A 26999-nucleotide genomic window follows, 5' to 3' on the forward strand; every position below is an offset into this window, starting at 1 on the left:
GCGTATCCGCTTTTATAATCATTTCACCCCTACGGGGTTTTCCATAACCAACATTTTATTGTCTAGCATTATTTCACCCCTACGGGGTTCTCTGCCTATAAGCGAATAGGCACATCGGCGTATCCGCTTTTATAATCATTTCACCCCTACGGGGTTTTATTCTACGGAATTATACGATAAAAGCCTAGCGCAGCGCCACGGCACAAAATCCCTATCGTTTTGTCGCAGACGAAACCAAAGGGATTTTGCTAATACGTAAAACTGCATTTTTGTTACAATATTGATGTATCGTTTTCATAGAACCCCGTAGGGGTGACATGATTGTAGATGATGCGTAACACGGGAATGTTGTTTATAATAATATATCATTTTCGTATAACCCCGTAGGGGTGACATGATTGTAGATGATGCGTCACACGGGAATGTTGTTTATAATAATAATATATCATTTTCGTGGAACCTCGTAGGGGTGACATGATTATAGATGATGTGTAACACGGGAATGTTGTTTATAATAATGATATATCATTTTCGTGAAACCCCGTAGGGGTGACATGATTATAGAAAATGATGTGTCATTTTTGTAAAACCCCGTAGGGGTGACATGTTTAAAGCGACGCAACAAAAAAGCTAATTTTTTGGTTTATCTCACCAATAATCTTAGAAAAATCTCAAAATAGTTACAAAAAAAGCTACCTGATTAGGATAGCTTTTTGTATTGTCGGTCTAGTAAATTTATATTCCAATTTCGAATTGTACTCGTAAATACCAATTGTTTTTTTGGTTTCCCGATTGGTAACGAAGCTCATCGAAGGTTAATTCGGTCTGAATTTTAAAGGCGTGTTCCCATAAATATTTAGTAACACCGATGCTGTATTGATTGGTATTGGGTATATTTCTATCAAATAGTTCGTCTTGTACTTTCTGGGTGGAATAACGACCGATAATTTCATAATCACTCGGAAATACATAACTCAGTTGATAGTCCATACCTTGGCCTGCAAATACAAAATTACTTGCCACTGCGCCTTTGTCGTCGATTCCATAAGTGATAGGGTCGTCTGTCATTCTATTCATATATGACATCATCGCCGCCCAACCGTTGTATTTAAAAATCCCATCAAGTAATAAGGCGTTAAAGCGTCTTGGTTCATACAATAAATCTCCTAGCTGTCCTTGTGATAAATTCGCATTATTGTTTTGGTGATAGGTTCCTGATAACATTAGTTTAGGATCTTGTTCACGGGACAAATCTCCTTCAAAATATGCACCGTCTTTGGAGAAGGTACCGAAGGGAAGTAATTCTAATTTACCAGTAAGTGCTACGTTGGTTGCAGTACCAGTCCAATTCCTTCCTTGACCACTGGAAACTGCCGTTTTTATATTGTATGAAAAAGCGTCTTTGTGTTCTTGCAAATAGTAAGCTTGAATACCAAAATCACGATCTAAATTGAACTTGGCGTTGTTGATAGATCTGTCGGTGAGTTGTAGTGCTCCAGAAGAGTTTACACGTTGTCTATTTCCAGGAAGTTTCGTTTGTCCGAAAGTAAAACTCCAGTGTTGATTGGGACGATAAATAAGCGCGGCATCTCTAATGATGTTGATGTTTTTTCCTTCCTCTATTTCTCCTACGTCACCGGGTGCGAATGAAAGTTGTAATACATAGAGAAAATGCGGATTTCCAACATAACCATCGAAGCGAAGTCGCAGTCTTCTAATTTGGGCATCGTAAGCACCATCTTCACCGTCTTTTTCCATATAGGTAATTCTATTTTGCATTCGAAAACGGATATTTAATTGGAATATACTATCAGCTGAAGTCATTCCGAGTCCTTTTCCGTAGCTGTAGTATGGTAATGAAGACAATTTCAAATCATTGTTGACTTCACTTTTTTTAAATACCTGAGCCTGAGCTATTAAGCCGAAAAAGATAAAAATTAGGATGTATGCCTTTTTCATTTTATATTTTTTAAATTTACATGCACAAAACTAAACTTATTTTCGCTTGTAAGATAAAGAAATTGTTACTAGCAAATTAAGTGATTGTTAACTGAGTGTTAAGAAAGTAAATTTTATGGAAGTATCGTATATCGCATATCGTTTTGAAGTGGAACCTAGAGAGTTAGGAACTGAAATTTTAATTGCTGAACTAGCGGAAAAAGCTTTTGAAAGTTTTGAGGAATCCGAAACGGGAGTGTCTGCTTATGTTCAAAAAGCGCTTTGGAGTGAAGCTATTTTAGATGGGGTTCAAATTTTAGATTCTGATGATTTTAAAATTAGCTACACCGTTGAAGATATTGAGCAAATCAATTGGAATGAGGAGTGGGAGAAGAACTTTAACCCTATAGATGTTGATGGTATTTGTTATGTGAGAGCGCCTTTTCATGAAAAAACTGCGGCTCAGTATGATATCGTTATAGAACCTAAAATGAGTTTTGGAACCGGACATCACGAAACAACTTTTATGATGATTCGTCATATATTGCAAAACGACATGACTGACAAAGTGGTGTTGGATATGGGGTGTGGAACGGCTATCTTGGGTATATTAGCTGCTATGCGTGGAGCAAAACATGTTGATGCAATTGATATAGACAATTGGTGTTATTTGAATTCTATTGAAAATGCGGAGCGCAATAATTGCACGAATATTGATGTGTTTGAAGGTGATGCAAGTATTTTGACGAAGGAGCAGAAGTACCATATTATATTGGCTAACATCAATAGAAATATTTTATTAAATGATATGGTTACTTATGTGAATTGTTTGAAAGTAGGTGGGTCTATCTATTTTAGTGGTTTTTATACAGAAGATATTCCTTATATAAAAGAAGAGGCAGAAAAGCGTGGATTGGTTTTTGTTAATCAATTAGAAAAAAACAATTGGGTGTCTTTAAAGTTTAATAAAGCATAAAAGGATAAAAATGAGTACCAAGGAAAAAATATTAGAAGATATTGAGGTTTCAGAATTGATAGATGGTTTAAGTGAGATTGTTCTATACAATGATGATGTCAATACATTCGATCATGTAATTGATACCTTAATACGCGTTTGTGATCACACCCCAGAGCAAGCTGAGCAATGTGCGGTGTTGGTTCATTATAAAGGGCGTTGTACGGTTAAAACAGGTGCTTTTAAGGAATTAAAACCACAATGTTTGCAGTTGTTAGATGCGGGCTTAAGCGCTGAGATTATGTAATATTATAATTGTCCGAGAAGGAGGCAGTAAGAAATAGCTTAAAAAGAAAAAGAGCATTCCAATTGAGGAATGCTCTTTTCTGTTTATATGTAAATGGATATTAAGCCATGGTATGGAAAACGTTTTGAACGTCGTCATCTTCTTCGATGCGTTCTAGTAATTTTTCTACATCGGCAATTTGATCTTCCGTAAGTTCTTTGGTGATTTGTGGGATACGATCAAAACCAGACGAAAGTATTTCAATACCTCGAGCTTCGAGTTCTTTTTGAATGGCGCCGAAGCTTTCAAAAGGAGCATAGATCATGATACCATCTTCGTCGTCAAATATTTCGTCTATTCCAAAATCGATCAATTCCAATTCAAATTCTTCTAAATCGATACTATCATTTTTAGGGATTCTAAAATTACAAGTATGATCAAACATAAACTCTACTGAGCCTTGAGTTCCAAAGGTACCGTTACATTTGTTAAAGTAACTTCTGATGTTGGCAACGGTTCTATTGTTATTATCGGTAGCTGTTTCGATTAGAATAGCGATTCCATGTGGTGCATATCCTTCAAACAAGACTTCTTTATAATTGGCAGTATCCTTGTCGGATGCCTTTTTAATTGCTCTTTCAACGTTTTCTTTGGGCATGTTTGCCGCTTTGGCATTTTGAATAACGGCACGTAAACGAGAGTTGGAATCGGGATTAGGTCCGCCTTCTTTAACGGCCATAACGATATCTTTTCCAATTCTAGTAAACGTTTTTGCCATTGCAGACCAACGTTTTAGCTTTCTGTTTTTTCTAAATTCAAACGCTCTTCCCATTTCTTATTGCTTTTTAATCATTTTTGGAGTACAAAAATACGGGTAATTAATTTTTATTTTACAAAAAAGGAGGATTTAAATCCTCCTTTTTTACGGTTATTTTTTATAGAATGGTGTTTTAACTACTTGTGCAGCGATATCATTTTTTCTAATTCTGATAAATATTTCGCTACCTTCTTTGGCATAATCTACAGGAACATATCCCATACCGATCCCTTTGTTTAAAGATGGTGACATCGTACCGGAAGTGACTTTTCCAATAACTTCTCCTTCTTTGTTGACAATCTCATAATCATGACGAGGAATTCCTCTGTCTATCAATTCAAAACCGACTAACTTGTTTTTTAATCCAGCTTCTTTTTCTGCTTTTAAGTTTTCTGAATTGATAAAAGTTTTTGTGAATTTAGTTACCCAGCCTAATCCCGCTTCTAAAGGCGAAGTTTCGTCAGTGATTTCGTTTCCATAAAGGCAGTATCCCATTTCCAATCTTAATGTATCTCTAGCTGCCAAGCCAATTGGTTTGATGCCCCAAGCCGCTCCAGCTTCAAACACTTTATTCCAGATTGTTTCTACATCTTCATTTTTTACATAGATTTCAAAACCTCCAGAACCCGTATATCCCGTAGCAGAAATGATCACATTTTCTACTCCTGCGAAAGTAGTGGTCTCAAAGTGGTAGAACTTGATAGTAGCTAAGTCAATAGCAGCTAAACTTTGCATAGCTTCAATGGCTTTAGGACCTTGTATAGCTAAAAGAGAATAGGAATCAGAAAGATTCTCTAAAATCGCCCCTACATCATTATGAGAAGAAATCCAATTCCAATCTTTTTCAATATTGGAAGCGTTAACAACCATTAGATATTCTTCATCGTTAACCTTGTAAGTAATGATGTCATCAATAACACCACCGGTTTCATTTGGAAAATAACAATATTGCGCTTTTCCATCGGTCAAGACTGAAGCATCGTTAGAAGTAACTTTTTGTACTAAAGCAAGTGCTTGAGGTCCTGATATTTTGAATAAACCCATATGTGAAACATCAAATACTCCCACACCATTACGGATGGTTTCATGTTCGATGTTAACGCCTTCGTATTGAACTGGCATAGAAAATCCTGCGAAAGGAACCATTTTAGCTCCTAATGCTTCGTGTATGTGATTTAGAGTAACGTGTTTCATGGTAGTTGTGTGACAAATTGATTAAGGCCGCTAAAATAACCAATTTTTAGTTCACAAAAAAATGGATTTAGCTAAAGAATTAGTTCTCCGGTATCCGTAAAGTAGATTTTATTTTGTTTGAATTTATTCTCAATACATAGTACTGCCCTATCAATTACATGCTTACCGTTGATTCAGCAATGGAATTTGTTGCATAACATGATGATAAATATTGTTTTAACACAAAATGCCCCTCATTTCGATGGAATATTTCGCGTTTAAAAGCATTTTTAGAAAATTTATAATTTCGTATTTCTCAGTCGCAACGAATTCAATATAACGGATACCGAACTAAAACTCATGGCTAAAGCGGCAATCATCGGAGATAAAACGATTCCAAAAACGGGATATAAAATACCTGCAGCAATCGGTATTCCTATGGAATTGTAAAAAAAGGCAAAAAACAGGTTTTGTTTGATGTTTTTCATTACTGAATGACTGAGTTCAATTGCTTTTGGAATACCGTCTAGATCTCCTTTAAGCAAGGTGATTTCAGAACTTTCTATAGCGACATCGGTTCCGGTTCCCATAGATATACCAATATTGGCTTGAGCGAGAGCAGGAGCATCATTAATACCATCTCCAGCCATGGCTACTATTTTTCCACTGGACTGTAGTTTTTTAATTTCGCCTAATTTATCTTCAGGTAAGGCTTCAGCAAGGAAACGGTGAATACCGAGTTCACGCGATACAGCTAAAGCGGTATTTTTATTATCACCGGTAATCATAATTACTTCGATTCCTCGGTTTTGTAAATCCTGAACGGCCTTTTTACTGCTCGGTTTTATTTTGTCGTATAAAACGACATAGCCTAAGATTTCAGAACCCTCGGCAATATAAGAGACCGTTTTTCCCAAGCTTTGCTGCTGATTTACAGCCAAGGCCATTTGTGGGTCGAGAACCGCGTTGATTTCTTTCATCAACGCTCGATTCCCCAAAGAGATTTTTTTACCGTTTACTAGACCTTGAATTCCTTTACCGGTCTGTGAGATAAACATTTTTACTGGTATTAAAGAAACCGCTCTGTCTTTGGCAAATTGTATAAAAGACCGGGCTAAGGGATGTTCGCTATTTTGATTTAAAGATGCGGTAAGCTGTAATAGCTCATCGGTGGAATAAATAGAGTTATCGAACGAAACTATTTTTTCTATAGATGGTTTTCCTTCGGTTAACGTACCGGTTTTGTCTGTGATTAAAACATTGATTTTATTGCTGATTTCTAAGGCTTCGGCATTTTTAATCAGTATACCATTTTGCGCACCTTTACCTATGCCAACCATAATCGACATGGGTGTGGCTAAGCCTAGTGCACAGGGACAGGCGATGATCAGTACAGCTAAGGCGTTGACAAAGGCATAGACCATTTTAGGGTCTGGTCCCCAGATATACCAAATTCCGAAGGTTATAATTGCGATAGCAATTACGGTAGGTACAAAATACTTAGCGACCTTATCTGCTAGTTTTTGGATCGGAGCTCGGGAGCGACTGGCTGTATTGACCATCTCAATAATTTTAGCTAACAAAGTATCGCTGCCAACTTTTTCAGCTTTCATAATAAAACTTTGGGTGCCATTTATCGTACCTGCAATGACTTTGTCCGTTTCCTTTTTCTGAACGGGAATCGGTTCTCCGGTAATCATTGCTTCATCTATACTACTTTCGCCTTCGTCAATAATGCCATCGACAGGTATTTTTTCACCAGGTTTTACGCGCAGTCTAAATCCAATTTCAATTTTTTCAATATCGATTTTTTCATCGCCTTGATCCGTAACTAAGGTTGCATCGGTAGGAGCGAGTTTTAGTAATTCTTTAATGGCGCCACTGGTTCTGCTATGTGCTTTGGCTTCCATCACTTGGCCGACAAGCACCAAAGTTAAAATAACTGCTACCGACTCAAAATACAAATGAATGGTACCGTGCTCGCCGCGAAAATCATCGGGAAAAATGGATGGAAAAAACAAGGCTATCAAACTAAATAAGAAACCCGCTGCAGTCCCCAAACCAATTAAACTAAACATATTTAAATTCCATGTTTTAAACGACGTCCATGCGCGTTCAAAGAACATCCAGGTAACGTAGATGACAGGTAAACAGAATAGCAATTGTATGTAATTTGAAATTTGATGTGGAATTAGCTTGGATACAGGATTTCCCGGTAACATATCTCCCATGGAAAGTATAAAAATAGGTAGGGTAAAGGCTGTTGCTATTTTTAGCTTTTTAAGCAAGTCTTTATAGGTCGTGTCCTCGGGTTCTATTGAAAGGGTTTTAGGTATTAAATCCATACCGCATTTTGGGCAAGACCCCGGTTCATCATAGGTTTTGTCACCTTCGCACAACATCGGGCAATAATAGACCGTTTTTACAATTTTCTTAGCGGGTATTTGTTCTAGATTCATACCGCAAATTGGACACCCGACATTGGTATCATAAATTTTGTCTCCTTCACACAACATGGGACAGAAATATTTACCGGCGTGGTCGCTCATGCTTTTTGGAACTTCGACTTCATGGGCTTCATGATCAACGTGTACAGCTGCTAAAGTTTCTTGAGTTCCGTCTTGATGAGTAATGATTTCTTGGATGATATAATCACCTTTTTTATATAAAGCCTTTTGGATTTCTTCGGTACTTATGTTTTGTTTCATCTCGACATCGGCTCGACTGTTTTCAAGCGTTACCGCAGCTCGAATTCCTTCTATATCATTTAGGGTGTCTTCTACTTTGGTGCGACAACCGTTACAGGTCATTCCGGTTATTTTATATATTTTTTTCATTATATTTCTCTTAAACGGTTAATTGATAAAATTACGTAAATGGTTTTAACATGTAAATAGGTAAAGTTACTAAAGATAATAATCATTTTCCTTTTATAGTTGGATGCGCTGTATGAATCTTTGCGAATACAAATCAGGCGGATAACGATTTATAATTAAGAAACCGCTACTTAAGTTATGAGTTTTTGCCAATTATAGTGATATTTCCGTTTTACCTATACAGATTATTATAGTGAATAATCAAAGTAAGGCTGGAAGTGGAGTTTCATTGCCGGTTGATGGCATGGATAATAAAATTCTGTATGAGATTATGATGTATACCGTTCCATTCTTGATCGAGATAAATCCAAGTTGTAGAAATCATAGATGGTATGCTGTCGCTATGCTGTGAAAATAGAAAATGTCATTTTATTTAAAGGTTTCGCTTTCCACAAGCTTTCCCCTAACGTCAAAGGAAGTCCAGTTGCCTGTTTTTTTATTGTCTTTAAAATCACCGTATTCTCTTAAAGTCCCATTTTTATCGTATTTTTTGTAATTGCCGTGTAATTGCCCTTTTTTGTAAGTTGATTGAGTGTATGAAGGGTCGGTAGCAGTATAATCGCACCAAATTCCATCTCGATCTTCACCTTCATAATTGCCCTCAGACTGCCTCTTTCCGCTTTCAAAGTAAGAGATTTGCGGTCCTTTTTTATATCCCATTTGATAAGTGGCCACCGTTTCAATACTACCATTGGGATAATACCAAATCCACAGACCGTTTGCCAAGCCATTTACATAATGGCTTTCGCGTTGCAATATGTGGTCTTCATAAAGACACCAAAGTCCGTTTTGTTTGCCGTCGATGACTTCGCCGACTTCGGTTTGTATATTGATGTCAGTTGAGCTGTCATTTGATGCTGTAGATAGGTGTTGGCCATAACTGCTTTGAAAAAAGACAGCTCCAAGGAATAGGCTAATCGTTTTAAAAGACGGTGTCAAAAGCTTTTGATTTTTGCGGGTTTTAAGCTGTGGGTTTGATTTAAGGTATTATTGATGTCGACATACTTTAATCCGGTATTCGTTCTAAAAATAATTTCTTATTGTTTTTTGTCGTGACTGATCATCCAATGAATGCCAAATTGGTCGGTAAACATACCAAACCAAGCGCCCCAAAATGTTTTTTCAAGTGGAGTTGTTACGGTTCCGTTTTTTGACAGTTCACTAAAAAGACGTTGTGCTTCCTCTTCTGAAGGAACATTTATGGCAAGAGAAACATTGTTTCCAACTTTTAATTCGGGGTCAAAGTGTAGGGATTGGTCACTTCCTATAAGTGTGGTTTTTGGATTGATGGGTAACAATATGTGCAACACGCGCTTGCCCTCCTCTTCCGTTAAGGGGATATCCGAAGGAAAATCACTAAAACGAGTAATTTGAGATAGTTCGCCACCAAAAATACGGTGGTAAAAAGTAAAGGCTTGTTCACAGTTTCCGTCAAAATGTAAATAGGGGTTAATCGTAGTCATTAGTAGTCGTTTTTCAAATTGTGGTTTTAGACGAATTTTTGTTAACTTAAAGATAAGAAAAAAATATTTAAAAATGTTCTTATTCTGTGATTTAAAGCAAAAAAGTCAAGGAACTAGGCTGTTTTGAGCTTGTTTTTTTTTCCGTAAAAAAGTTTGCTTAAAAAGCAGAAGGAAACTAATAATTCTTTAATGAAAAAGTGCGAAATCTTGGTGTATTTTGATTATTTTTGCAAAAAAATACAACACTAACTTCCATATTATGTACAAAAGCTTAATTCGTCCGATACTGTTTAAATTTGACCCAGAAAAAGTCCATCATTTTACTTTTTTTTCGGTGCGATGGATCAATAAGATTCCTGGAGTATCTAGTATGATTAGAAGTTTTTGTCAGTTAAACGATCCGCGATTGGAACGAGAGGTTTTTGGATTAAAGTTTAAAAATCCAGTAGGATTGGCAGCTGGTTTAGATAAAGACGCAGCCATGTATTCGGAATTGGAAAATTTTGGTTTTGGCTTTATCGAAATCGGTACACTAACACCTAAACCGCAGGAGGGAAATCCGAAGAAGCGACTGTTCCGATTAAAATCAGATCAGGGTATTATAAACCGTATGGGGTTTAACAATGGAGGAGTTGATGCAGCGGTTACTCGATTAAAAAAGAATAAGGGTACTTTAATTGGTGGGAATATTGGCAAAAACAAATTAACAGCAAATGAAGATGCCATAAGCGATTATGAAATATGTTTTGAAGCCTTGTTTGACCATGTTGATTATTTTGTTGTGAATGTCAGTTCTCCTAACACACCGAATTTAAGAGCATTACAAGACAAAGAGCCATTAAAGGCGCTGTTACATGCTTTGCAAACAAAAAATACCAAAAAAAAATCACCCAAACCGATACTTCTCAAAATCGCTCCAGACTTAACTGATGAGCAATTATTGGACATTATTGAAATTGTTGACGAAACAAAAATTGCAGGTGTAATCGCGACCAATACAACCATTTCTAGAGACCATTTATTATCTCCAGAGCAAACAGAGATGGGCGGACTGAGCGGTAAACCGTTGACAAAAAGAAGCACTGAAGTCATTCGTTTTCTTTCAGAAAAGAGCAATCGTTCCTTTCCGATAATTGGGGTAGGGGGTATTCACACTGCAGCAGATGCTATTGAAAAATTAGATGCTGGAGCAACTTTAGTACAGCTTTACACGGGCTTTATTTATGAGGGACCTGGGTTAATTAAGTCGATTAACAAAGCAATTTTAGCAAAAAAATAGAATAAAAATGTCTTCAGAAGTTTTACTTACTTTTTTTGTGACTAGTTTGGTATTAATCCTAACTCCTGGACCGGATATACTGTATGTACTTTCTCAAAGTATCACTAGAGGAAGTAAGTATGGTATTGCGACAACTTTGGGGCAAATAGGTGGATTGATGTTTCACTTAGCGCTTTTTGCATTTGGAGTTTCCGGTTTAATTATCGGATCAGATATCGTATTTACGATGGTCAAAATGATGGGAGCTGCTTATCTATTCTGGTTGTCTTATAAAGTTTATCATACAGCGGATATCTTGGTTAGTGAAGATAAAAAAGCGGCAGAAAAATCCTTTATGGGTTTTGTGCGTCAGGGGCTATTGATGAATGTGATGAACCCTAAAGTGATGATGTTTTTTCTGGCCTTATTTCCCACTTTTATATCGGAAAATGCAGGTAGTGTAAGAACGCAAGTTTTTACTTTAGGATTGGTTTTTATCACACAAACATTGGTGGTTTTTACTACGGTAAGTATCATTGCTTCACAGCTAACGGACGTTTTACAAAGCAATCAAACCTTTAATTCCTTTTTAAAGTGGATGCAAATTGTTGTTTTTACAGGATTGGGAATTTATATTTTACTTTAAATAGTTACTGCTAAAGAAGCTTTTTCATAGAATGCCTAATCCCTAATTTTCTTTTGCACAATAAATATCTTTCCTATATCTTTGAAACCCTATGAAGCCAGTAAAAATTATAGAATGCCCTCGTGATGCGATGCAAGGCATTAAGATGTTTATCCCAACTGAAAAGAAAGTACAATATATCCAATCCCTTTTAAGAGTAGGGTTTGATACTATTGACTTTGGAAGTTTTGTATCCGCTAAGGCTATTCCTCAAATGCAGGATACTGCCGAATTATTGGCACAATTGGATTTGTCTAAAACTCAAAGTAAGTTGTTGGCTATAATTGCTAATACACGTGGAGCAGAATTGGCTTCTGAACATAAGGAAATTAAGTATTTGGGGTTTCCTTTTTCTATTTCTGAAAACTTTCAGATGCGTAACACGCATAAAACCATAGCAGAATCGCTGGTGACTCTTCAAGAAATTTTAAATATTGCAGCCAAATGTGATAAAGAAGTAGTGGCTTATTTGTCTATGGGATTTGGAAATCCGTATGGAGATCCGTGGAATGTGGATATTGTAGGAGCTTGGACGGAAAAACTATCCAATATGGGAGTTAAGATACTATCGCTTTCGGATACGGTAGGAAGTTCTACGCCGGAGGTTATTGATTATTTGTTTTCAAATTTGATACCGAAATATCCCAATATTGAATTTGGTGCCCATTTGCATACGACCCCGGATCGTTGGTTTGAAAAAATAGATGCTGCCTATAAAGCAGGATGTTTGAGATTTGACGGTGCGATAAAGGGATATGGTGGTTGTCCGATGGCTAAAGATGACTTGACTGGTAATATGCCGACAGAAAAAATGTTAAGTTATTTTACGGCGAACAAGGTAGCTACTAACTTGAGCGCTATGTCATTTGAAAGTTCTTATAACGAAGCATTAAAAATTTTTAATTTTTATCATTAATCTTTTTTATTTGATTTAAAAACGCTAAATTTGCGTGCAATTCAACTACAAATTGCAATGAAAGCACATACAGCTAAAATCATAGGAGAGGGATTGACATACGACGATGTATTGTTAATACCAAGTTACTCAGAGATCTTACCAAGAGAGGTAAGTATTAAATCAAAATTTTCCAAAAACATTACGTTAAATGTTCCTATAGTTTCTGCTGCTATGGATACGGTTACTGAAAGTGCGATGGCTATTGCTATGGCTCGTGAGGGAGGTATCGGTGTGTTGCATAAAAACATGACTATAGAACAGCAAGCTGCTGAAGTTCGCAAGGTTAAACGCGCAGAGTCCGGTATGATTATCGATCCAGTGACTTTGCCATTATCTGCTAATGTTGGTGATGCTAAAAGAGCCATGGCCGAATACGGTATTGGTGGTATACCAGTAGTTGATGAGAATATGGTATTAAAGGGAATCGTTACCAATCGCGATCTTCGTTTTGAAAAAATAAACGAACGATCTATTTTGGAAGTGATGACTAAAGAAAATATTGTTACAGCGGCAGAGGGTACAACTTTACCTGAAGCTGAGGGTATTCTTCAAGAAAATAAAATCGAAAAACTTCCTGTAGTCAATAGTAATTATCAATTAGTGGGATTAATCACTTTTAGAGATATTACCAAATTGACACAAAAACCGAATGCCAATAAAGATAAATTTGGTAGACTTCGCGTAGCTGCTGCATTAGGAGTAACTGCCGATGCTGTGGAACGTGCTGCTGCACTAGTTGCAGCGGGAGTAGATGCCTTGATTATTGATACGGCTCATGGACATTCCAAAGGTGTAATTAGTGTCTTAAAAGACGTTAAGAGCAACTTTCCTCAAATTGACGTAGTGGTTGGAAATATCGCTACTCCAGAAGCGGCTTTGTTTTTAGTTGAAAATGGTGCTGATGCGGTTAAGGTTGGAATTGGACCTGGATCAATCTGTACTACAAGAGTAGTGGCAGGAGTTGGTTTTCCTCAATTTTCAGCTATTTTAGAAGTAGCTGCGGCATTGGAAGGAACGGGAATCCCAGTTATTGGTGATGGAGGAATTCGTTATACAGGAGATATACCTAAAGCCTTGGCAGCAGGTGCTGACTGTGTGATGTTGGGGTCGATGTTAGCAGGTACTAAGGAATCTCCGGGTGAAACCATCATTTTTGAAGGTAGAAAATTCAAATCATACCGCGGTATGGGATCGGTTGAAGCGATGAAGGAAGGTTCTAAAGACCGTTATTTCCAAGATGTTGAAGACGATGTAAAGAAATTGGTGCCAGAAGGTATCGTAGGACGTGTTCCGTATAAAGGAGAGTTGGATGAAAGCATGCAACAATTCATCGGAGGACTACGTGCTGGTATGGGTTACTGTGGAGCTAAAGACGTGAAAACACTTCAAAAAACTTCTCGTTTTATCCGTTTAACTGCATCGGGTATAGGCGAAAGTCACCCACATAATGTTACGATTACTAAAGAAGCTCCGAATTATTCAAGATAGTTTTAGTTTGGACTAAGATTAAATATTTAAGAGGCTGTCTGTAAGGGCAGCCTCTTTGTTTTCTAATTTTTTTTAATTGATAATAAATGTTTTTTTCGGTTAAAAATTGGAAATAATAACAATCCATATTTAAATAAAAATATTTTACAAAATAGGCCGCCTCCAGATGTGAGAGGGCTTATTTTTTTTGCAGTAACTGTTGATTTTGATATACCTACGGCAGCATTTAATCCACGCCGAATCCTTTTGTTTTAATTTCGTAGGAATAATCTGATAAAATCAACTAGTATGGTTTTGACTTTTAAATTATGTGGTGATTTTGATGTAGAAATAGTTTTTCGCATAGTACTAAAAAATTAGAGTTTAAGTTGTCAATATGGATAAGTGATTTATAGGCATATTGTATAATTTAATCAACTATATTTTTGTTTTTAACTTAAAATTCAGTTAAAAAATGAGATTAATGCGGTTATTTGCTGGAATTAAATAAAATTTGTTAACGTTTTAGTAACCTAGCAATAATGTAGTAGAAACACCCATTGCACGGATATGAAATACATTTGCTACAGACAAACAGATTGATAAACAAGCTAATTTAATAACGCAATTACTTATGGAAACCATGGCATCACAAAACCAAGTATTTTATGGGTCTTTATTATATGCAATCTCATTAATATGGGCATTAAGCATATTGTATAAGAAGGAGACTAAAAAGAGTAAGGAAACATATTGGATGGTAATCATACTTGCGCTACCGTTTTTAGGAACAATCATTTACCTCTTAAAACACTACACCTCGGGCAAGAAAGGAAAATTTGCAACCTCTTAAGGAATAGTTCTGTGTTTTGATTTTAATGCTTAGCGTTTTAAGTATCTAATGTAAATTTTATATCGAGGATTTTTATAAAAAAAGTGAGACTATAATCTCACTTTTTTGGTTTATTGTTCTCATAAAAATCTTTATAATTCCGTAACCGTTTTAATGTTCATTGAGTAGTCGGCTTTAAAAATCATTTTTGTTCCACAAACACAAGCGATGTATTCCGCAGTATTTCCTGAATCTTTACCACTAATTATTTTGATGTTTGCTATAGCACAAGAGGTCAATTTAGAAATGTCTTTTTTGATTCTTGGAATACTAGAAGGATGGGTTATTTTGCCATCTGCGAAACTTCTAATTTCATCATTATCGGTAAGTAAACAAACATTGTCTTTCTCGACAGTTTTATTTTTTTCTGTTTTAGCAACCTCTGCTTTTTTTGAAGTCTTTTCCTTAGTATTTTGGGCAATTGCACAAGAGTAAGTTACACTCAATACAGCCAATACAAATAAAATCTTTTTCATAGCTAAAAGGTATTTTGGGTTGATAATTAAAAACAATACACGTTTTTTGAAATATATTAACGATTAAAAGTGATTTTTATAGCTTTACAAATCAAAAAATAAAGTTTTTTATTTTGAAATGTGGGTTTTGTTCTGTTTTTTAAAAGTTTGACAGTACGATAATACGTATGGATTTTGATGAAAATTAAAATCGCATGAATAACAAAGGCAACTGGTTCACTGTAGAATTATCTAGACAAAGGCAGTGAGGTATAATATGTGAATGTATCAGTTTACCTCTAATCCAAAGTTTGCACACCACCACCATTGACAAACAATACTTGCCCGCTTGTCCAACTCGATATAGGCGCTGCAAAATACAACACAGCCCCAGCAATATCTTCGGGTTCACCTAATCTCTGTAACGGGGTATGTTGAAGCATGCGTTTCTCTATCTCTGGAGTTAAAACCGTGCTTAGAGCATGAGTTCTAACAGCACCTGGTCCGATGGCATTGACACGGATTTCGGGACCGTAATCAAAGGCAATGTTTCTGGTCATATGATTTACAGCTGCTTTTGACGAAGCATAAGCACTGATAGCCGGACTGGTATTGATGGAAGCCATAGAAGATATATTGATGATACTTCCATAACCTTCCTTCTTCATATATGGTGCTATCAATTGACACAACCTCCACATACTAAATACATTCATTTCAAATACTTTGGCAAATTGAGCTACATCTATTTTTTCTGGGTTTTCCCTGCCAGCGCCACCACCACCTACATTGTTAACCAAAATATGTATTCCTCCGTAAACTGAAATCGTTTGATCTACCAAGTTAACTAGGGCTTCATCTTTTGTGACATCGCAGTGAATTGCCAAGGCCTTTCCACCACTTTTTTGAATCTCGTCAGCCGTTTGCTTTGCAGCCTCTAAATTGTAGTCCGATACAACCACTTGAGCGCCATAAGCAGCTAATATTTGACAACTGGCTTTCCCTATTCCAGCTGCACCACCGGTTACTATAGCTGTTTTTCCGGTTAGATTAAAGAGTTTTGACGTATCCATATCGCATTTATAAATGATGTTGTTATTGAAGAAATGACAGTACTATAGATTCATTTAATGTTGTTGCTTTCTTTTACAATTTACATAAAAAATATGATTTATGAGTTATAATTCAAAAAGTATTGATTTATATATTGTTGTGGTCCGTTTTTATAAAGAAGTACTTCATTCATCAACATAATATCCTTTATGGGACTCATCACCATCAATAAATGTTTTTAAGCCTCCTTTTTTTAAATTTTCTTCCCGGAATACATCCTCATAGTCTTTGATAAGGAGTTGACTGGGCACTATGTGTATATCAAAAATTAATTCCCTGGGCTCATTATCCTCAAAATTGCCAAAAATGGAGATATGATGTTTTGCATATCCGATATTCATGGAGGCAGTGTAACTTAGTCGTATAAACCCCTCTTTGCCAATGGGAATCATTTTTGTTGTACCATCATTGATGACAATACAAGCACAAGAAGTGAAAATATCACTGATGACCAACGGAGCCTTACCCGTATTTTTAATTTTATACACCAGTTCTATCATTTGTTCGTATAGGATAGGGGAATAATGCCGATTATTATCTTGGATTTCTATATTCGTTTTATGTTTAGTCAAATCACTATTACACGACATCAAAGTAAGTACTAAGCAGCATGTGATGTAGTATCGTTTTATCATAGGTTGTGGAGTTAAGGAGTTCAAAACGGTCTTTTATAATTTAGTAGTTCTACACTTATTTACAGTGGCGGTTTTATGTTATTGGTTGCTGGAAATTTGGATTTCATCGCATGCCCATTGGCTTTTAGTCGCTGTTTGGTTGAATATTTTTATATCTATGGAGGAGGCATTACTATCAAGGTCTTTCGTAGTAAAGGTGTATTCGACGGTGTTGTCATTGTTTTTTGAGACAGTAATTAGCCATTGCTGTAGGGAATCTGAATCGGTAATCCGAACTTCTTTGGGCGGGTAAATATGATGGGTAGGGTCGTTGAGGAAGCGCATTTTAACTTGGAAGCTTCCGGTGGGTAATTGACTTATTTGAAATTCTAAATCCTTAGTACCTATAGTCCAACCAAGTAAAAAATCACGGCTAAAGCCCAATTTTCCATCTGTTAATCCCTTTAAATCTATATTTTTAGATTCGAGTTGATTCGTTTTGATCGGCTTTATTGAATAAGGCTTCTTAATCCATTCCTGCCATTGGTTTAAATAGGAGTCTATCGTATTGCGTTCACTATAGTTTAAAATCTTATGCTGTTTAAAATCTTTTTCTAAACGGTGGATCTCCTTTTCTATATCGCTCTTTACGTTTATTTGCCCATTGATAAGCGAAAAAGCTCCTTCTGTTGCGATACCGCATGAATAGGCAGTTTGCAATTGTGTAAAACCCAAGGCGCTATATAGCTTTTCCAGTTTTACCCTTTCGCTATTGTGGGTTGTGGGTATGATTTGGTGTAGTGACTTATAAAATTCGGTGAATTGGACCGTATTAAAATAGCTGTTTTTAAGGTCATCGAAACTACTGTATAAGTCATAGTGGCGTTGGCTTTGCTGAAAATTATATTCCAATTCACTATAATAATTTGTCAATAGCTGATGTGATTTAGGATAAAAATGTTTTAAATAAGTAGCAACCAATTTATTTACGTCTTGGTCAACATGCCTCATAAGAGCTGAAATAACATAGGTTTTTACATCGTCAAAAGGGGCATAATCATATCCGCTTGCATGCAGGAAAAGGCCAGTGACTCCGAGTGATTTAAATTGTTGTGCTTGTTTTTGAAAGCCGATGAGTACGGGAATTGGCGTTAAATAGTCGTCAAAATTCGCTGCGTAATCCCATAAGTAAACTGCAGCAGTTAGTTTTTTCCAGTTGAGGATTTGCTGTTTAAAGCTTTCGAATTGTTGGGAGTTTTCATCCAGTAGTTGTCCTTTGGGCAAATGGATGGTACTTAAAAATATTCCAACATTTTTTTCTAATCTTACGATGCCTGGATTTTGAGTTGTTCGATAGGCCAACATAAAAAAATGTGCCGTGGGAAAATCTTTTGCCAATCGATTGTTGAATCGTAAAACTGATGGAGAAGCATTGGTTGCCGTATTTTGAGCAGTTAGGCATAGTTTACAGTTACATACCAGATCATTGTCGTTTGGCGCTAACATAAAATTTAGTGATGGAGTTAGTCCATGTTGATCAATAATATAAGCCTTAACTTGAGAATAGAGCAAAGGGGAACTAAAACAAAATTGCTGTTTTGTTTTAGTTCCGTTGATTTCTGCCTGTGTATCTGGATTCTGATTGTCTATAATTTGTGCTAATTGATGCCCCCAGATTCCCCAATCGGTGTCGATTGAGTTATTTCCCATTATACGGGCATGGTCAATGTCGGTATTGGGCGCGAAAAAGGGTTCTCTATAATCAAAATCAAATTCTTTTTTAGAAGTCACAAAATCGATAGTAGCTGGCGGTAAATCTTCTACGGCGAGTCCGAGATTGTCTTGACCTATTTTTTCGATCAGTTCGTAAATAAGCCATAATGCAATAGCTTCTGAACGGCAAATTAATAGAAGTTTGTTTTTATCTCGAACAATTTCATAACTAAAAGTACTTGAAGGACGAACTTCTATTTGCAATCCAAATTCACCTTTTGTTAGTTCGCTTTGGCTGTTTTTTTGTATGATTTTAGGGCCAGAAATACTTCTGTTTTTTAGATGGGTATAGAGGTAGTCTGCCCATTTATTTGGAATAGGTGTTGCTTTATTATTTAGCACTACAAAAACTTCGGAATTCAAAGTGTTTGATTCCATGGTCTGACAGCTTGATAGTAAAGCGAACAGTGAACAGAAATAAATTTTAAAAAGCGACATGTATATTGAAGTATAGGGTATAAAAATTTTTATAAATTGCAGGTGTCGTTATGTCTGTATCGTTTGAATTGTCGTCATTTTCATGAACCACTGTTTCATTTTGATTTTTAAAATTGTGCCAACTTCCGATGATGTTTGCCGATACGTTTTTTGTTAGTAATCGACCAAATCCAGCGCCTACTTGAGTGTTATTTATCGAAAAAGTACGGAGGTTTTGTATGTCAATTACATCGACATCAGTACTTGAACCGATTCCGGTTTGAAATAAGATATAATCCTTAGGAGTATCGATAAAATATTTGCCGGTAAAGTTGAGATTGTAAAACCAATTTTTATCTAAAGAAAATTGATTGAGTTTTAGGCTTAAGCGAAAATCATTGATTTCCTTGGAAACGCTTACAACTACATTATACAGTTTTTCATCAGTAGTTAGTCGTCTATATCCCAAACCGATTTCTGTTTCCCAGTCTTTGCTCCAATATCGGTTTAACGCCGCTTGAGCGATTAGTTTGGGAAAATAGTCGTTGGCCATTCCAAACTCTATTTGATGTGACCAGTTGGTTTTCCATTTTTTATTCCATGCTGCAACGGCTTGTATTCCCTGTCCTCCAGATCTTCCGGTATAATTTAAACGGCCAGTCCAATATTGGTTTTTCCCAATTCGACTGTATTCAAAACTAGAAGTGTTAAGCTTAGTGCTGTTGTCGTCAAAATTTGAAATAGCGTGGGTCAGGTTAATTTCGTTTTTTAGACTTTTTTGATGCAAATAATTTAAGCGCTGTTTAAAACTGCTATATTCCAATAATGTGGGTTCGTAATAGCGTTGGTAATAGTAGGCAGAATCGTTTTTTTGTTGCTCGTAGGCCAAGCCTTTTAAATATTTGATTTCTTTATTCTTAGGGTCGAGCCGTAAAGCTTTATTCGTTAATTCCAATAGGCGCGCTGATTTTTTCTCTTTTAATAATTGAGGAGAATACGTGACGACTGTTGCGATAAAGGCTGCATTGGATTTCTGATGATAGGGGTTGGTCTCGATTTCTTGAATCATTAAATCGAGCGCCTCCTCATAATTGTTGTTGCCCAATTGAATGGATTCTGCTAGTTTTATTTTAAAAGTAACGTCTTCGGCATAGGTTTGAGTAGCAATCGCTGCATAATGTTTCATCAAGTCCCATTTTTTCATGGTTGCAGCAGTGCTTATTGCATATTCCAATGCTTGTTTGTTAAGAGGATCTTGCGTCAACCAGTGCTGGGCATAATTGAGGGCTACTGGAATGGCATGGTTTTCTAAGGCGTCTTTAATTATTTTTACCATCAATTCTTCATAGCCGATAAGTGCGTAGAAACGGTCTTTGTATTCGGTTTTCTGTAAACCTTCTTCGTAAATTAATGGAGCTTGATCTGGGCGGTTGAGTAGATAATATAGATTGGCTTTTTTAAAATAAAGATTCGCTTGCTGAGGTTGTATGCTGAGCAGGGTGTTTAAAGCCTCTTCGGCTTTATTGTAATTTGCTGATTGAAAATAGGCATTGTAAAGACCTGTATTTGCTGAATTTCTTTGCTCTTGATCGCCGTGATTCTGAACTATTTTCCAAAGTTCAATGGCTAGAGGGTAATTGGAATCTGCCATGGCATCTTTGGCATCGGCAATGGATATTTGAGCATAGGCCGCTTCTAGATCCAAATCATTGGGGTAATCCGTATTTAATTTTCTTGTAATGCTTTTAATTTTAGAGGTGTTTCCCATTGCTTTAAACAAGTTTAGTTCTTTTAAAGCCAGTTTCTTTGAAGTTCCGATGGCTGCTCTATGGCGGTTTAAAACCATAAGAGCTTCATCGTATTGATGCTGGGAGACAAGTTGATTGAAGACAATCTCAAAAGCCTCAGTATCTGCGGGATTTTTGTCTAAAAGCTTACCGAATAAAACAAAGAGACTACCGTCTTTAGCAGCTTGTGCGGACGAACTGAGAAAATACTTGTTTTGTTTGTCCAAGTTCATCGAAGGAGTGGCTTTTTTTTGCTGATTGATATATTTTAAACCGGCTTCGTATTGCTGACTTTGGTCGTATAAACTCAGTTTCTTTAAAACCAAATCGGGGTCATTTGGGAATTGATTCAGCCCTCTATCAGTAATGATTAGTGCATTGGAATAATCGCCTATTTTAATATAGGTATTGATCAAATTCAAATAATTTTTGATGTTGTTTGAATTGGTTTTCAATAGTTTTTTATTCAACTCTATGGCCTCATCGTAGTAGCCTTGTTTGTTTTTTTGGTCGATAGTAACCTCCATTTGGTAGTTGATATCACGGAGAATGGATTGATCTTCAGGATAGATGTCTGACAACCTTTTTAATAGTCTATTGGCTTCTGTTGGATTACCTTGTTGTCGGTATAAATCAATTTTTTTTAGCCATAGGTCCTTCGAATAAGGGCTGGACTCCAGCAGTTCATTTACATAGCCAATAGCACTAGAATATCGTTGGGTTACCGTTTCGATATGCAGTAATAATTTTTTAACATCTAGATTATTTGGATTAAACTCCAAAGATTTATTTAATTCGAAAAGTGCTTTCTTATATTGTTTCTTCTCAATATAGTACTTCCCAAGTAATATGCGTAGTTCGGCATCATTGGGGTATTTTTCGATTGCTTTTACCAGCCAATTTTTGGCAGTGTCCCAGTCTCCATTTTTATACAATTCATTAATTTTAGTATGGATCTCTACTTTATTCGTTAAATCTATTGCGGTCTGACCGTAGGAAGAAAGGCTTAAAAAGAAAAACATAAGCAGTGTCACTATGCGATTGGTGTGATTTGGAGCTAATTGATTGGTTATTATTCGTGTCATTGATAGTGGGTAATTAAGAATAAACAGTGATATCTTAATCAATTTGAGTTAGTTTAAAAAAGAATTAGGATAAAGGCGGATTGGCTTTTTCGTCGGAAGTCGCAGACTTATCCGTTTGAGAAAACCCTTTACGAGTCATTTGTCCCCATTTAAATTCCTTACGAGTTAAGAGCTGTATGTAACCAGCAAGTGTAAAAAAGATAATAAAGGGATGATATAAAAAGGCTTCTAGTGAGGATGAGATAATGAGTTGAACATATTCAAACATGGTTCGGTATTGTTTTTTAACCGAAAAATCCAGGGAAATGGTTAAAATTGATATGCATAATCCAATGAGATAAACATAAGCAAACATCAGCCAAAATGTTTTCACATTGATTTGTGAAGTAAAGAATAAATAGAGCAGTAAAAAAAAGCCAAGGATTTCTATAAGCGGTGCTAATAACTCAAATATTAAGATATAAGGTAGTGTAACCAAGCCCATTCTTCCGTATTTTTTATTAAACAAAAAACGATGATGAACAAAGAAAATTTGCAATAGTCCGCGACCCCAACGCGAACGTTGACGGTATAAAATCTTGAGATTTGGCGGGCCTTCTGTCCAACAGCAACTGTGTGGAGTATTGACTATTTTGTATGGCAAATTGTGATCTTTCATATGAGCAATCATGCGTAAGGTCATGTCCATATCCTCTGCATGAGACTCACCGTCGTAACCACCTGCTGCAATCACTATTTTTTTGTCAAACAATCCAAAACCGCCAGATACATTTGGAATAGCATTAAAAAAAGCCCAACCCATTTTTGTAATTAAATATGATCGTAGGTATTCGGTTTCTTGAAATATGGGAAAAAAACTACGTGGCGGACGAACTCGAGTTATTTGAACACGATCAATTTCGCAACCATTGACCATCCGCATAGTCCCACCCACTGCAATTACAGGTATTTTGGAATCAAGTACAGGCAATACGACTTTACTTAAGGTATCTTTGGCTAATATACAGTCAACATCCGTGTTTACGAAGTAGTCGTATTTGGCAATATTAAGTCCTGCATTCATAGCATCGGCCTTAGTGCCTCCATTTTTTTTATCCACTATAGTAAGTTTTCTATATAGGGAATTCGTGGATTTATAAATTCTTTTAATCGGCTGACTGATTACTTTTTCAATGATATAATGGGGCACTTCAATCAAGTCAAAAGCCTCAATAAGTAATTTTAGGGTGTCGTCTTTACTGCCATCATTTACAATAACTACTTCAAAATTGGGATATTCCAAATCTAGAAAAGCTCGAGTTGCATCAACCACAACCACTTCTTCGTTATAGGCTCCTGCTACTATAGAGATTGGAGGTGCGATTTCCGGATGTGCTAACAAAATGTTTTCTTCTACCTTAGTGTATTTTAGTTTGTTTTTAAAGGTATTGAGGTAACCGAAAAAAGCCAGAAACAAAGATATCACAACGAGTATAGTAGCGTAAAAAAAGATGGCATACTGGTAAAATTGTATAAAGGATTCCATATTAATTGGGAACAAGAGTTTGGCATGTGTTTTGGCTATGCGAAAACCTTACTTCAGCTAATATTTCTGAGTCAAAGGGACTATTGACTTCGGAGAGTGATTCCATTTTTAATTGGCCTTCGAATCCATAGTCCGTTAAGGCATAGGCCAATTGAATTTTGATGCTGTTGTCGTGACTTTGTTGGTAGCTTTCACCGAGAAACGCTAGTGTTCTCTCGGTTTTCAATTTTGACAAAGTGTTGATAATCGCTTTTTGAAGTAGGGCTAATGAGCTGGAATACATAGCAATCAGCGTACGGTCTGCGGCCTTATAATCCAGAACACCCAAAGTCTCTATGATTTGTTTTTGAATATGTGTATTGGCTTCTGTTGGTAGTATTTGAATCAAGAAATCGCCACAGTTGTATTGACGAAATAGTCCTATTTCTTGTATAATGAATCGTTTAAAATCAATTAGCGTTGCATTTTCTACCCAACGAGATAAATCAGGTAATTCATGCGTTGCTGCTTTTTTTGTTAAATAATGATGTACTCGAAGCTCGTCTAAAGCATTGAAATCCTTATCAAAATTTTCCTCAAAAAAGGTATAGGGATTGTTTTTGTCGTATTCTATAAAAGCTGCACGCGACTGTTTTCTAAAATCCTTGTTTCTATGGTAAACAGAATGTAATAACAGAGAACCGGAAAGCAATTGTTCCAATTGATCCATTTTCCTGAGTGCTTCTTTTCGTTTTAGTAATCGGCCTTTTAAAAGAGCAGCTTGCCAGTAATTAGGAAGTTGTAAATGATTCATAACCATCAATAAATTCTTACTATTTATGGTTTTTCCAGCGTTTTTTATCTGACTAATCAGCTCAATCAAGCATTCGGTATACAGATTTTTATTTTTCTTACCATAGGAAATACGGGAGTTTCTTAAAAGGTCTGTAATCGCAATTTCGGACAACTGTTGTGGATTAATTAGAATTTCGTGGAGTTTTTCTCTGTAAAAACTCATAAACTGTTCTTTAATTCGTTTTTTACGGAGGTAAGTAAGATTAAGTACTATAATGTGTACAATCGAAAATATAAAAACAACCATCAAAAAAGTAGCAAGTAAAACGGTCACTTTTATTACGGCTGAAGCAGCTTCGTATTCAGCTTCTAAATAATAAAAATAGTATTTCAGATAAAACGCTAAGCTCATGTTTTGATTTTTTAAATTTTATTTTTTTTCAGAAAGTCGGTGCAAGCATGTTCTTAAGTAATTAAAACACCCTTTTGAAGTTTGATGAACCGATTTAATTTTATGAGTGTAAAACTAATTAGTGATTTGTTTTTCTATCAATTTTTGTCGAGACAATGTAGGGGACAATTGAGGGACATTTTTTTAAATACTGATTTTCAGTAACTTATTTGTTTTTTGTCTTTAAATTAATAGAGTTTGAAAGGAACTGTTTATTTCGATTATTGAGCTAGTCTGGGTTTGTCATAAGGGGACATTAAAAGAGATTTTTTTTATTTTTAGAAGAGGTAACTGGAGTTTATCAGGAAATTTTAAAGTTGAATATTTTTATTTTTTATTTGTTTTATTCACATAAAGTACTATTAATGTTATTGTAATTATGATTATATGTGTATTAAAACGTATATCATCATGATTTTAATGACTAAAAAGTAAAGCGTATATCTGTTTAAGTAAAAATATTTTGTGACTTTTTAGTTATTTGGTGTCTAAACATATTTAACCAATTACTTAAATTTTTTTATTTTTTAAATATGCTTTTTCATTTTTCGAATCTACAGTAATAAAAAATTTATATTTTTTAGTAAGCGTTTTTTAACGACAACCATTAACTTGAAATCACTATTTTATTTTCTATTTCTATCCCTATTGTTAACTATTTGTTGTTTGGATAATAGTTCTTTGATGATAAGGAAGAGGGGATACCAAGCCTATGACACGACCATACTTCAATTTGAGTCGATAAATATTTTTATGGTTAGTGCTAACAACTCTTTAAAATCTTATACAAAAGCTTTTGATTTTTCTATTTATGATGTCGTTGAGTCAAGCGCTTTGAATTTTTCCAAATGGAATTATGATAGATGGAGTTGTTCTAGTCGTATTTCTTACTGTGAAATTTCGTTTTTAGATGTGATGCATTTGTGGTGGAATAAAAATAGAAAAAATAACGTCTTGGTCTTAAATATGATTAATCCAGTTTTAGAACTGTTCTATCATTATAGCTTCCAGCATTATTTATGGGTTTTTCTAGAAAACCTGGCTCGAAATTCTGATTTACAGCAAGCTAAAGCTGTTTTAGGCTCTATAGATTTTAATAATGCTCAAGCGGTCTATCTTGATAATACCGACAATATCATCATTAAGACCAAAGATCAACTGCGAAATGCCAAAGTATTAGATAGTAAAGCCGAAAGCTATTTGGACCAATGCTTATATGTAGAGGCCTTAAATGATTTACATAAAAATCTTTCCATAGCTGAAAAGTCTAATTCTCCTATGCAAGTAATGTTTGTAAAAAGGCAATTAGCGCTATTCTATATGCAATTAGAAGATTACATTCAGTCCAAAAAATATTTAGATGAAGCTTTACAATTATCGAGAAGCAAGAGTTATTTAGTCTCGGATGAATACGATATTTTGAAGATTAAACTGGAGTTAAACAAGAAATTAGATGATCAAAGTGAAGAATTTGCAATTCTAAAGCGTTTGAATGAATTAAGAGATTCTATAGACTATACCGATAAGGAACAAAATAATATTAATGCAATCACGCTTAAATACCAAAAGGGTTTATACGACGAAAGATTTCGATTAAATCAGACTATTTTGGAAAAGGAATTTTTTCTAAATCAATTGTTTCGGATTATTTTTATTCTGTTCATCTTAGTAATCGTAATTATCGGTTATCGAATGAAAATTAAAAACAAAACAATCCATCTCAATAGGGAGATTCTCTTGTTGGAATACGAGAAATTAAATTTAGAGAAAAACATAACGGAACGAAATCAAAATCGATACACCAGCCAATCAAATTTTCAAAATTTACCCTTAGCTAGCATAAGTTATCCCATTGAAAAGCGCGGTACTATTATGGAGCCTTCAAGTTTATTTGAGGGAAGTAGGCTTCATGATTTATTAAAATCTCATTTGATGACCGACGAGAAGTGGATTGGTTTTAAACAGGCTTTTATAGAAGAATTTCCCTCGTTTTACAAAAATTTAAAAACAAATTACCCAAGCTTGACGGAATATAATTTGCGAATAATTTTTTTAACAAAACTCGAGTTGAACAATCATGAAATAGCCAGAGTATTGGGAATCAGTTATGATGCCGTTAAAAAGGCCAAGCAGCGATTAAGGAAAAAAGTGGAAGAACCCTCAGTGGAGGATTTTATTAAGGTATTGAATTGATTTTTAAAAGCTTATTCGCGGATTTGGATTGTAAATCGTAAATC

At 35.6% G+C, this 26999-nt stretch carries 21 protein-coding genes; 8 read left to right on the plus strand and 13 right to left on the minus strand.

The genetic code is table 11. The annotated features are described in order from the left end of the window. Positions 1 to 735 precede the first annotated feature (735 nt). Positions 736 to 1959, minus strand: a complete 1224-nt coding sequence (locus KO524_RS12890; protein ID WP_219294617.1) for a porin — start codon at positions 1957 to 1959, stop codon at positions 736 to 738. Between the two features lie 115 nt (positions 1960 to 2074). On the opposite strand from KO524_RS12890, the gene prmA reads away from it, so the two are divergent. Continuing rightward, positions 2075 to 2914: a 50S ribosomal protein L11 methyltransferase gene (prmA, locus tag KO524_RS12895; protein WP_219294619.1), complete on the plus strand. Its 840-nt coding sequence runs from the start codon at positions 2075 to 2077 to the stop codon at positions 2912 to 2914. Between the two features lie 10 nt (positions 2915 to 2924). Further along, positions 2925 to 3200: an ATP-dependent Clp protease adaptor ClpS gene (locus KO524_RS12900; protein ID WP_219294620.1), complete on the plus strand. Its 276-nt coding sequence runs from the start codon at positions 2925 to 2927 to the stop codon at positions 3198 to 3200. 100 nt (positions 3201 to 3300) lie between these two features. On the opposite strand, the gene KO524_RS12905 is transcribed toward KO524_RS12900, so the two are convergent. From KO524_RS12905 to KO524_RS12925, 5 genes are all read right to left on the minus strand, one after another. Further along, positions 3301 to 4011, minus strand: coding sequence for a YebC/PmpR family DNA-binding transcriptional regulator (locus tag KO524_RS12905; protein ID WP_219294621.1), 711 nt, complete (start codon positions 4009 to 4011; stop codon positions 3301 to 3303). 96 nt (positions 4012 to 4107) lie between these two features. Next, the gene (gcvT, locus tag KO524_RS12910) at positions 4108 to 5190 is read right to left on the minus strand and encodes a glycine cleavage system aminomethyltransferase GcvT (protein ID WP_219294623.1); all 1083 of its coding nucleotides are present in this window, start codon (positions 5188 to 5190) and stop codon (positions 4108 to 4110) included. A 278-nt stretch (positions 5191 to 5468) separates the two neighbouring features. Then, the gene (locus tag KO524_RS12915; protein WP_219294624.1) at positions 5469 to 8006 is read right to left on the minus strand and encodes a heavy metal translocating P-type ATPase; all 2538 of its coding nucleotides are present in this window, start codon (positions 8004 to 8006) and stop codon (positions 5469 to 5471) included. Between the two features lie 408 nt (positions 8007 to 8414). Beyond that, positions 8415 to 8984 (minus strand): toxin-antitoxin system YwqK family antitoxin, encoded by a 570-nt coding sequence (locus KO524_RS12920; RefSeq protein WP_219294626.1) that lies wholly within the window; start codon positions 8982 to 8984, stop codon positions 8415 to 8417. Positions 8985 to 9082: 98 nt separating this feature from the next. Next, positions 9083 to 9508: a VOC family protein gene (locus KO524_RS12925; RefSeq protein WP_219294627.1), complete on the minus strand. Its 426-nt coding sequence runs from the start codon at positions 9506 to 9508 to the stop codon at positions 9083 to 9085. A 259-nt stretch (positions 9509 to 9767) separates the two neighbouring features. On the opposite strand from KO524_RS12925, the gene KO524_RS12930 reads away from it, so the two are divergent. From KO524_RS12930 to KO524_RS12950, 5 genes are all read left to right on the plus strand, one after another. Further along, positions 9768 to 10787 (plus strand): quinone-dependent dihydroorotate dehydrogenase, encoded by a 1020-nt coding sequence (locus tag KO524_RS12930; RefSeq protein ID WP_219294628.1) that lies wholly within the window; start codon positions 9768 to 9770, stop codon positions 10785 to 10787. A gap of 7 nt (positions 10788 to 10794) precedes the next feature. Further along, positions 10795 to 11412 carry a LysE family translocator gene (locus KO524_RS12935; protein WP_219294630.1) on the plus strand — a complete coding sequence of 206 codons (618 nt, stop codon included), beginning with the start codon at positions 10795 to 10797 and terminating at the stop codon, positions 11410 to 11412. Positions 11413 to 11503: 91 nt separating this feature from the next. Next, a complete protein-coding gene (locus KO524_RS12940; protein WP_219294631.1) occupies positions 11504 to 12367 on the plus strand; it encodes a hydroxymethylglutaryl-CoA lyase in 864 nt (287 codons plus the stop codon). A 57-nt stretch (positions 12368 to 12424) separates the two neighbouring features. Continuing rightward, on the plus strand, positions 12425 to 13897 hold the full coding sequence (guaB, locus tag KO524_RS12945) for an IMP dehydrogenase (protein ID WP_219294698.1): 1473 nt from the start codon (positions 12425 to 12427) through the stop codon (positions 13895 to 13897). A 613-nt stretch (positions 13898 to 14510) separates the two neighbouring features. Beyond that, complete coding sequence (locus tag KO524_RS12950) at positions 14511 to 14729, plus strand: PLDc N-terminal domain-containing protein (RefSeq protein ID WP_219294632.1); 219 nt, start codon at positions 14511 to 14513, stop codon at positions 14727 to 14729. A gap of 131 nt (positions 14730 to 14860) precedes the next feature. Here KO524_RS12950 and KO524_RS12955 read toward each other — a convergent pair whose 3' ends face one another. From KO524_RS12955 to KO524_RS12985, 7 genes are all read right to left on the minus strand, one after another. Further along, positions 14861 to 15244, minus strand: coding sequence for a hypothetical protein (locus KO524_RS12955; RefSeq protein WP_219294633.1), 384 nt, complete (start codon positions 15242 to 15244; stop codon positions 14861 to 14863). 278 nt (positions 15245 to 15522) lie between these two features. Next, complete coding sequence (locus KO524_RS12960; RefSeq protein ID WP_219294634.1) at positions 15523 to 16296, minus strand: glucose 1-dehydrogenase; 774 nt, start codon at positions 16294 to 16296, stop codon at positions 15523 to 15525. 165 nt (positions 16297 to 16461) lie between these two features. Further along, positions 16462 to 16971 carry a DUF1573 domain-containing protein gene (locus tag KO524_RS12965; RefSeq protein ID WP_219294635.1) on the minus strand — a complete coding sequence of 170 codons (510 nt, stop codon included), beginning with the start codon at positions 16969 to 16971 and terminating at the stop codon, positions 16462 to 16464. 78 nt (positions 16972 to 17049) lie between these two features. Beyond that, a complete protein-coding gene (locus KO524_RS12970) occupies positions 17050 to 19101 on the minus strand; it encodes a DUF4838 domain-containing protein (protein WP_219294637.1) in 2052 nt (683 codons plus the stop codon). Between the two features lie 46 nt (positions 19102 to 19147). Continuing rightward, a complete protein-coding gene (locus KO524_RS12975) occupies positions 19148 to 22012 on the minus strand; it encodes a tetratricopeptide repeat protein (protein WP_219294638.1) in 2865 nt (954 codons plus the stop codon). Positions 22013 to 22076: 64 nt separating this feature from the next. Further along, positions 22077 to 23537: a glycosyltransferase gene (locus tag KO524_RS12980; protein WP_219294639.1), complete on the minus strand. Its 1461-nt coding sequence runs from the start codon at positions 23535 to 23537 to the stop codon at positions 22077 to 22079. A gap of 1 nt (position 23538) precedes the next feature. Beyond that, a complete protein-coding gene (locus tag KO524_RS12985; protein WP_219294641.1) occupies positions 23539 to 24723 on the minus strand; it encodes a HEAT repeat domain-containing protein in 1185 nt (394 codons plus the stop codon). Positions 24724 to 25446: 723 nt separating this feature from the next. Here KO524_RS12985 and KO524_RS12990 point away from each other — a divergent pair. After that, positions 25447 to 26955, plus strand: a complete 1509-nt coding sequence (locus KO524_RS12990; RefSeq protein ID WP_219294643.1) for a hypothetical protein — start codon at positions 25447 to 25449, stop codon at positions 26953 to 26955. The last annotated feature ends 44 nt before the right edge of the window (positions 26956 to 26999 follow it).

The organism is Flavobacterium sp. NKUCC04_CG, assembly GCF_019345525.1.
Classification (GTDB): domain Bacteria; phylum Bacteroidota; class Bacteroidia; order Flavobacteriales; family Flavobacteriaceae; genus Flavobacterium.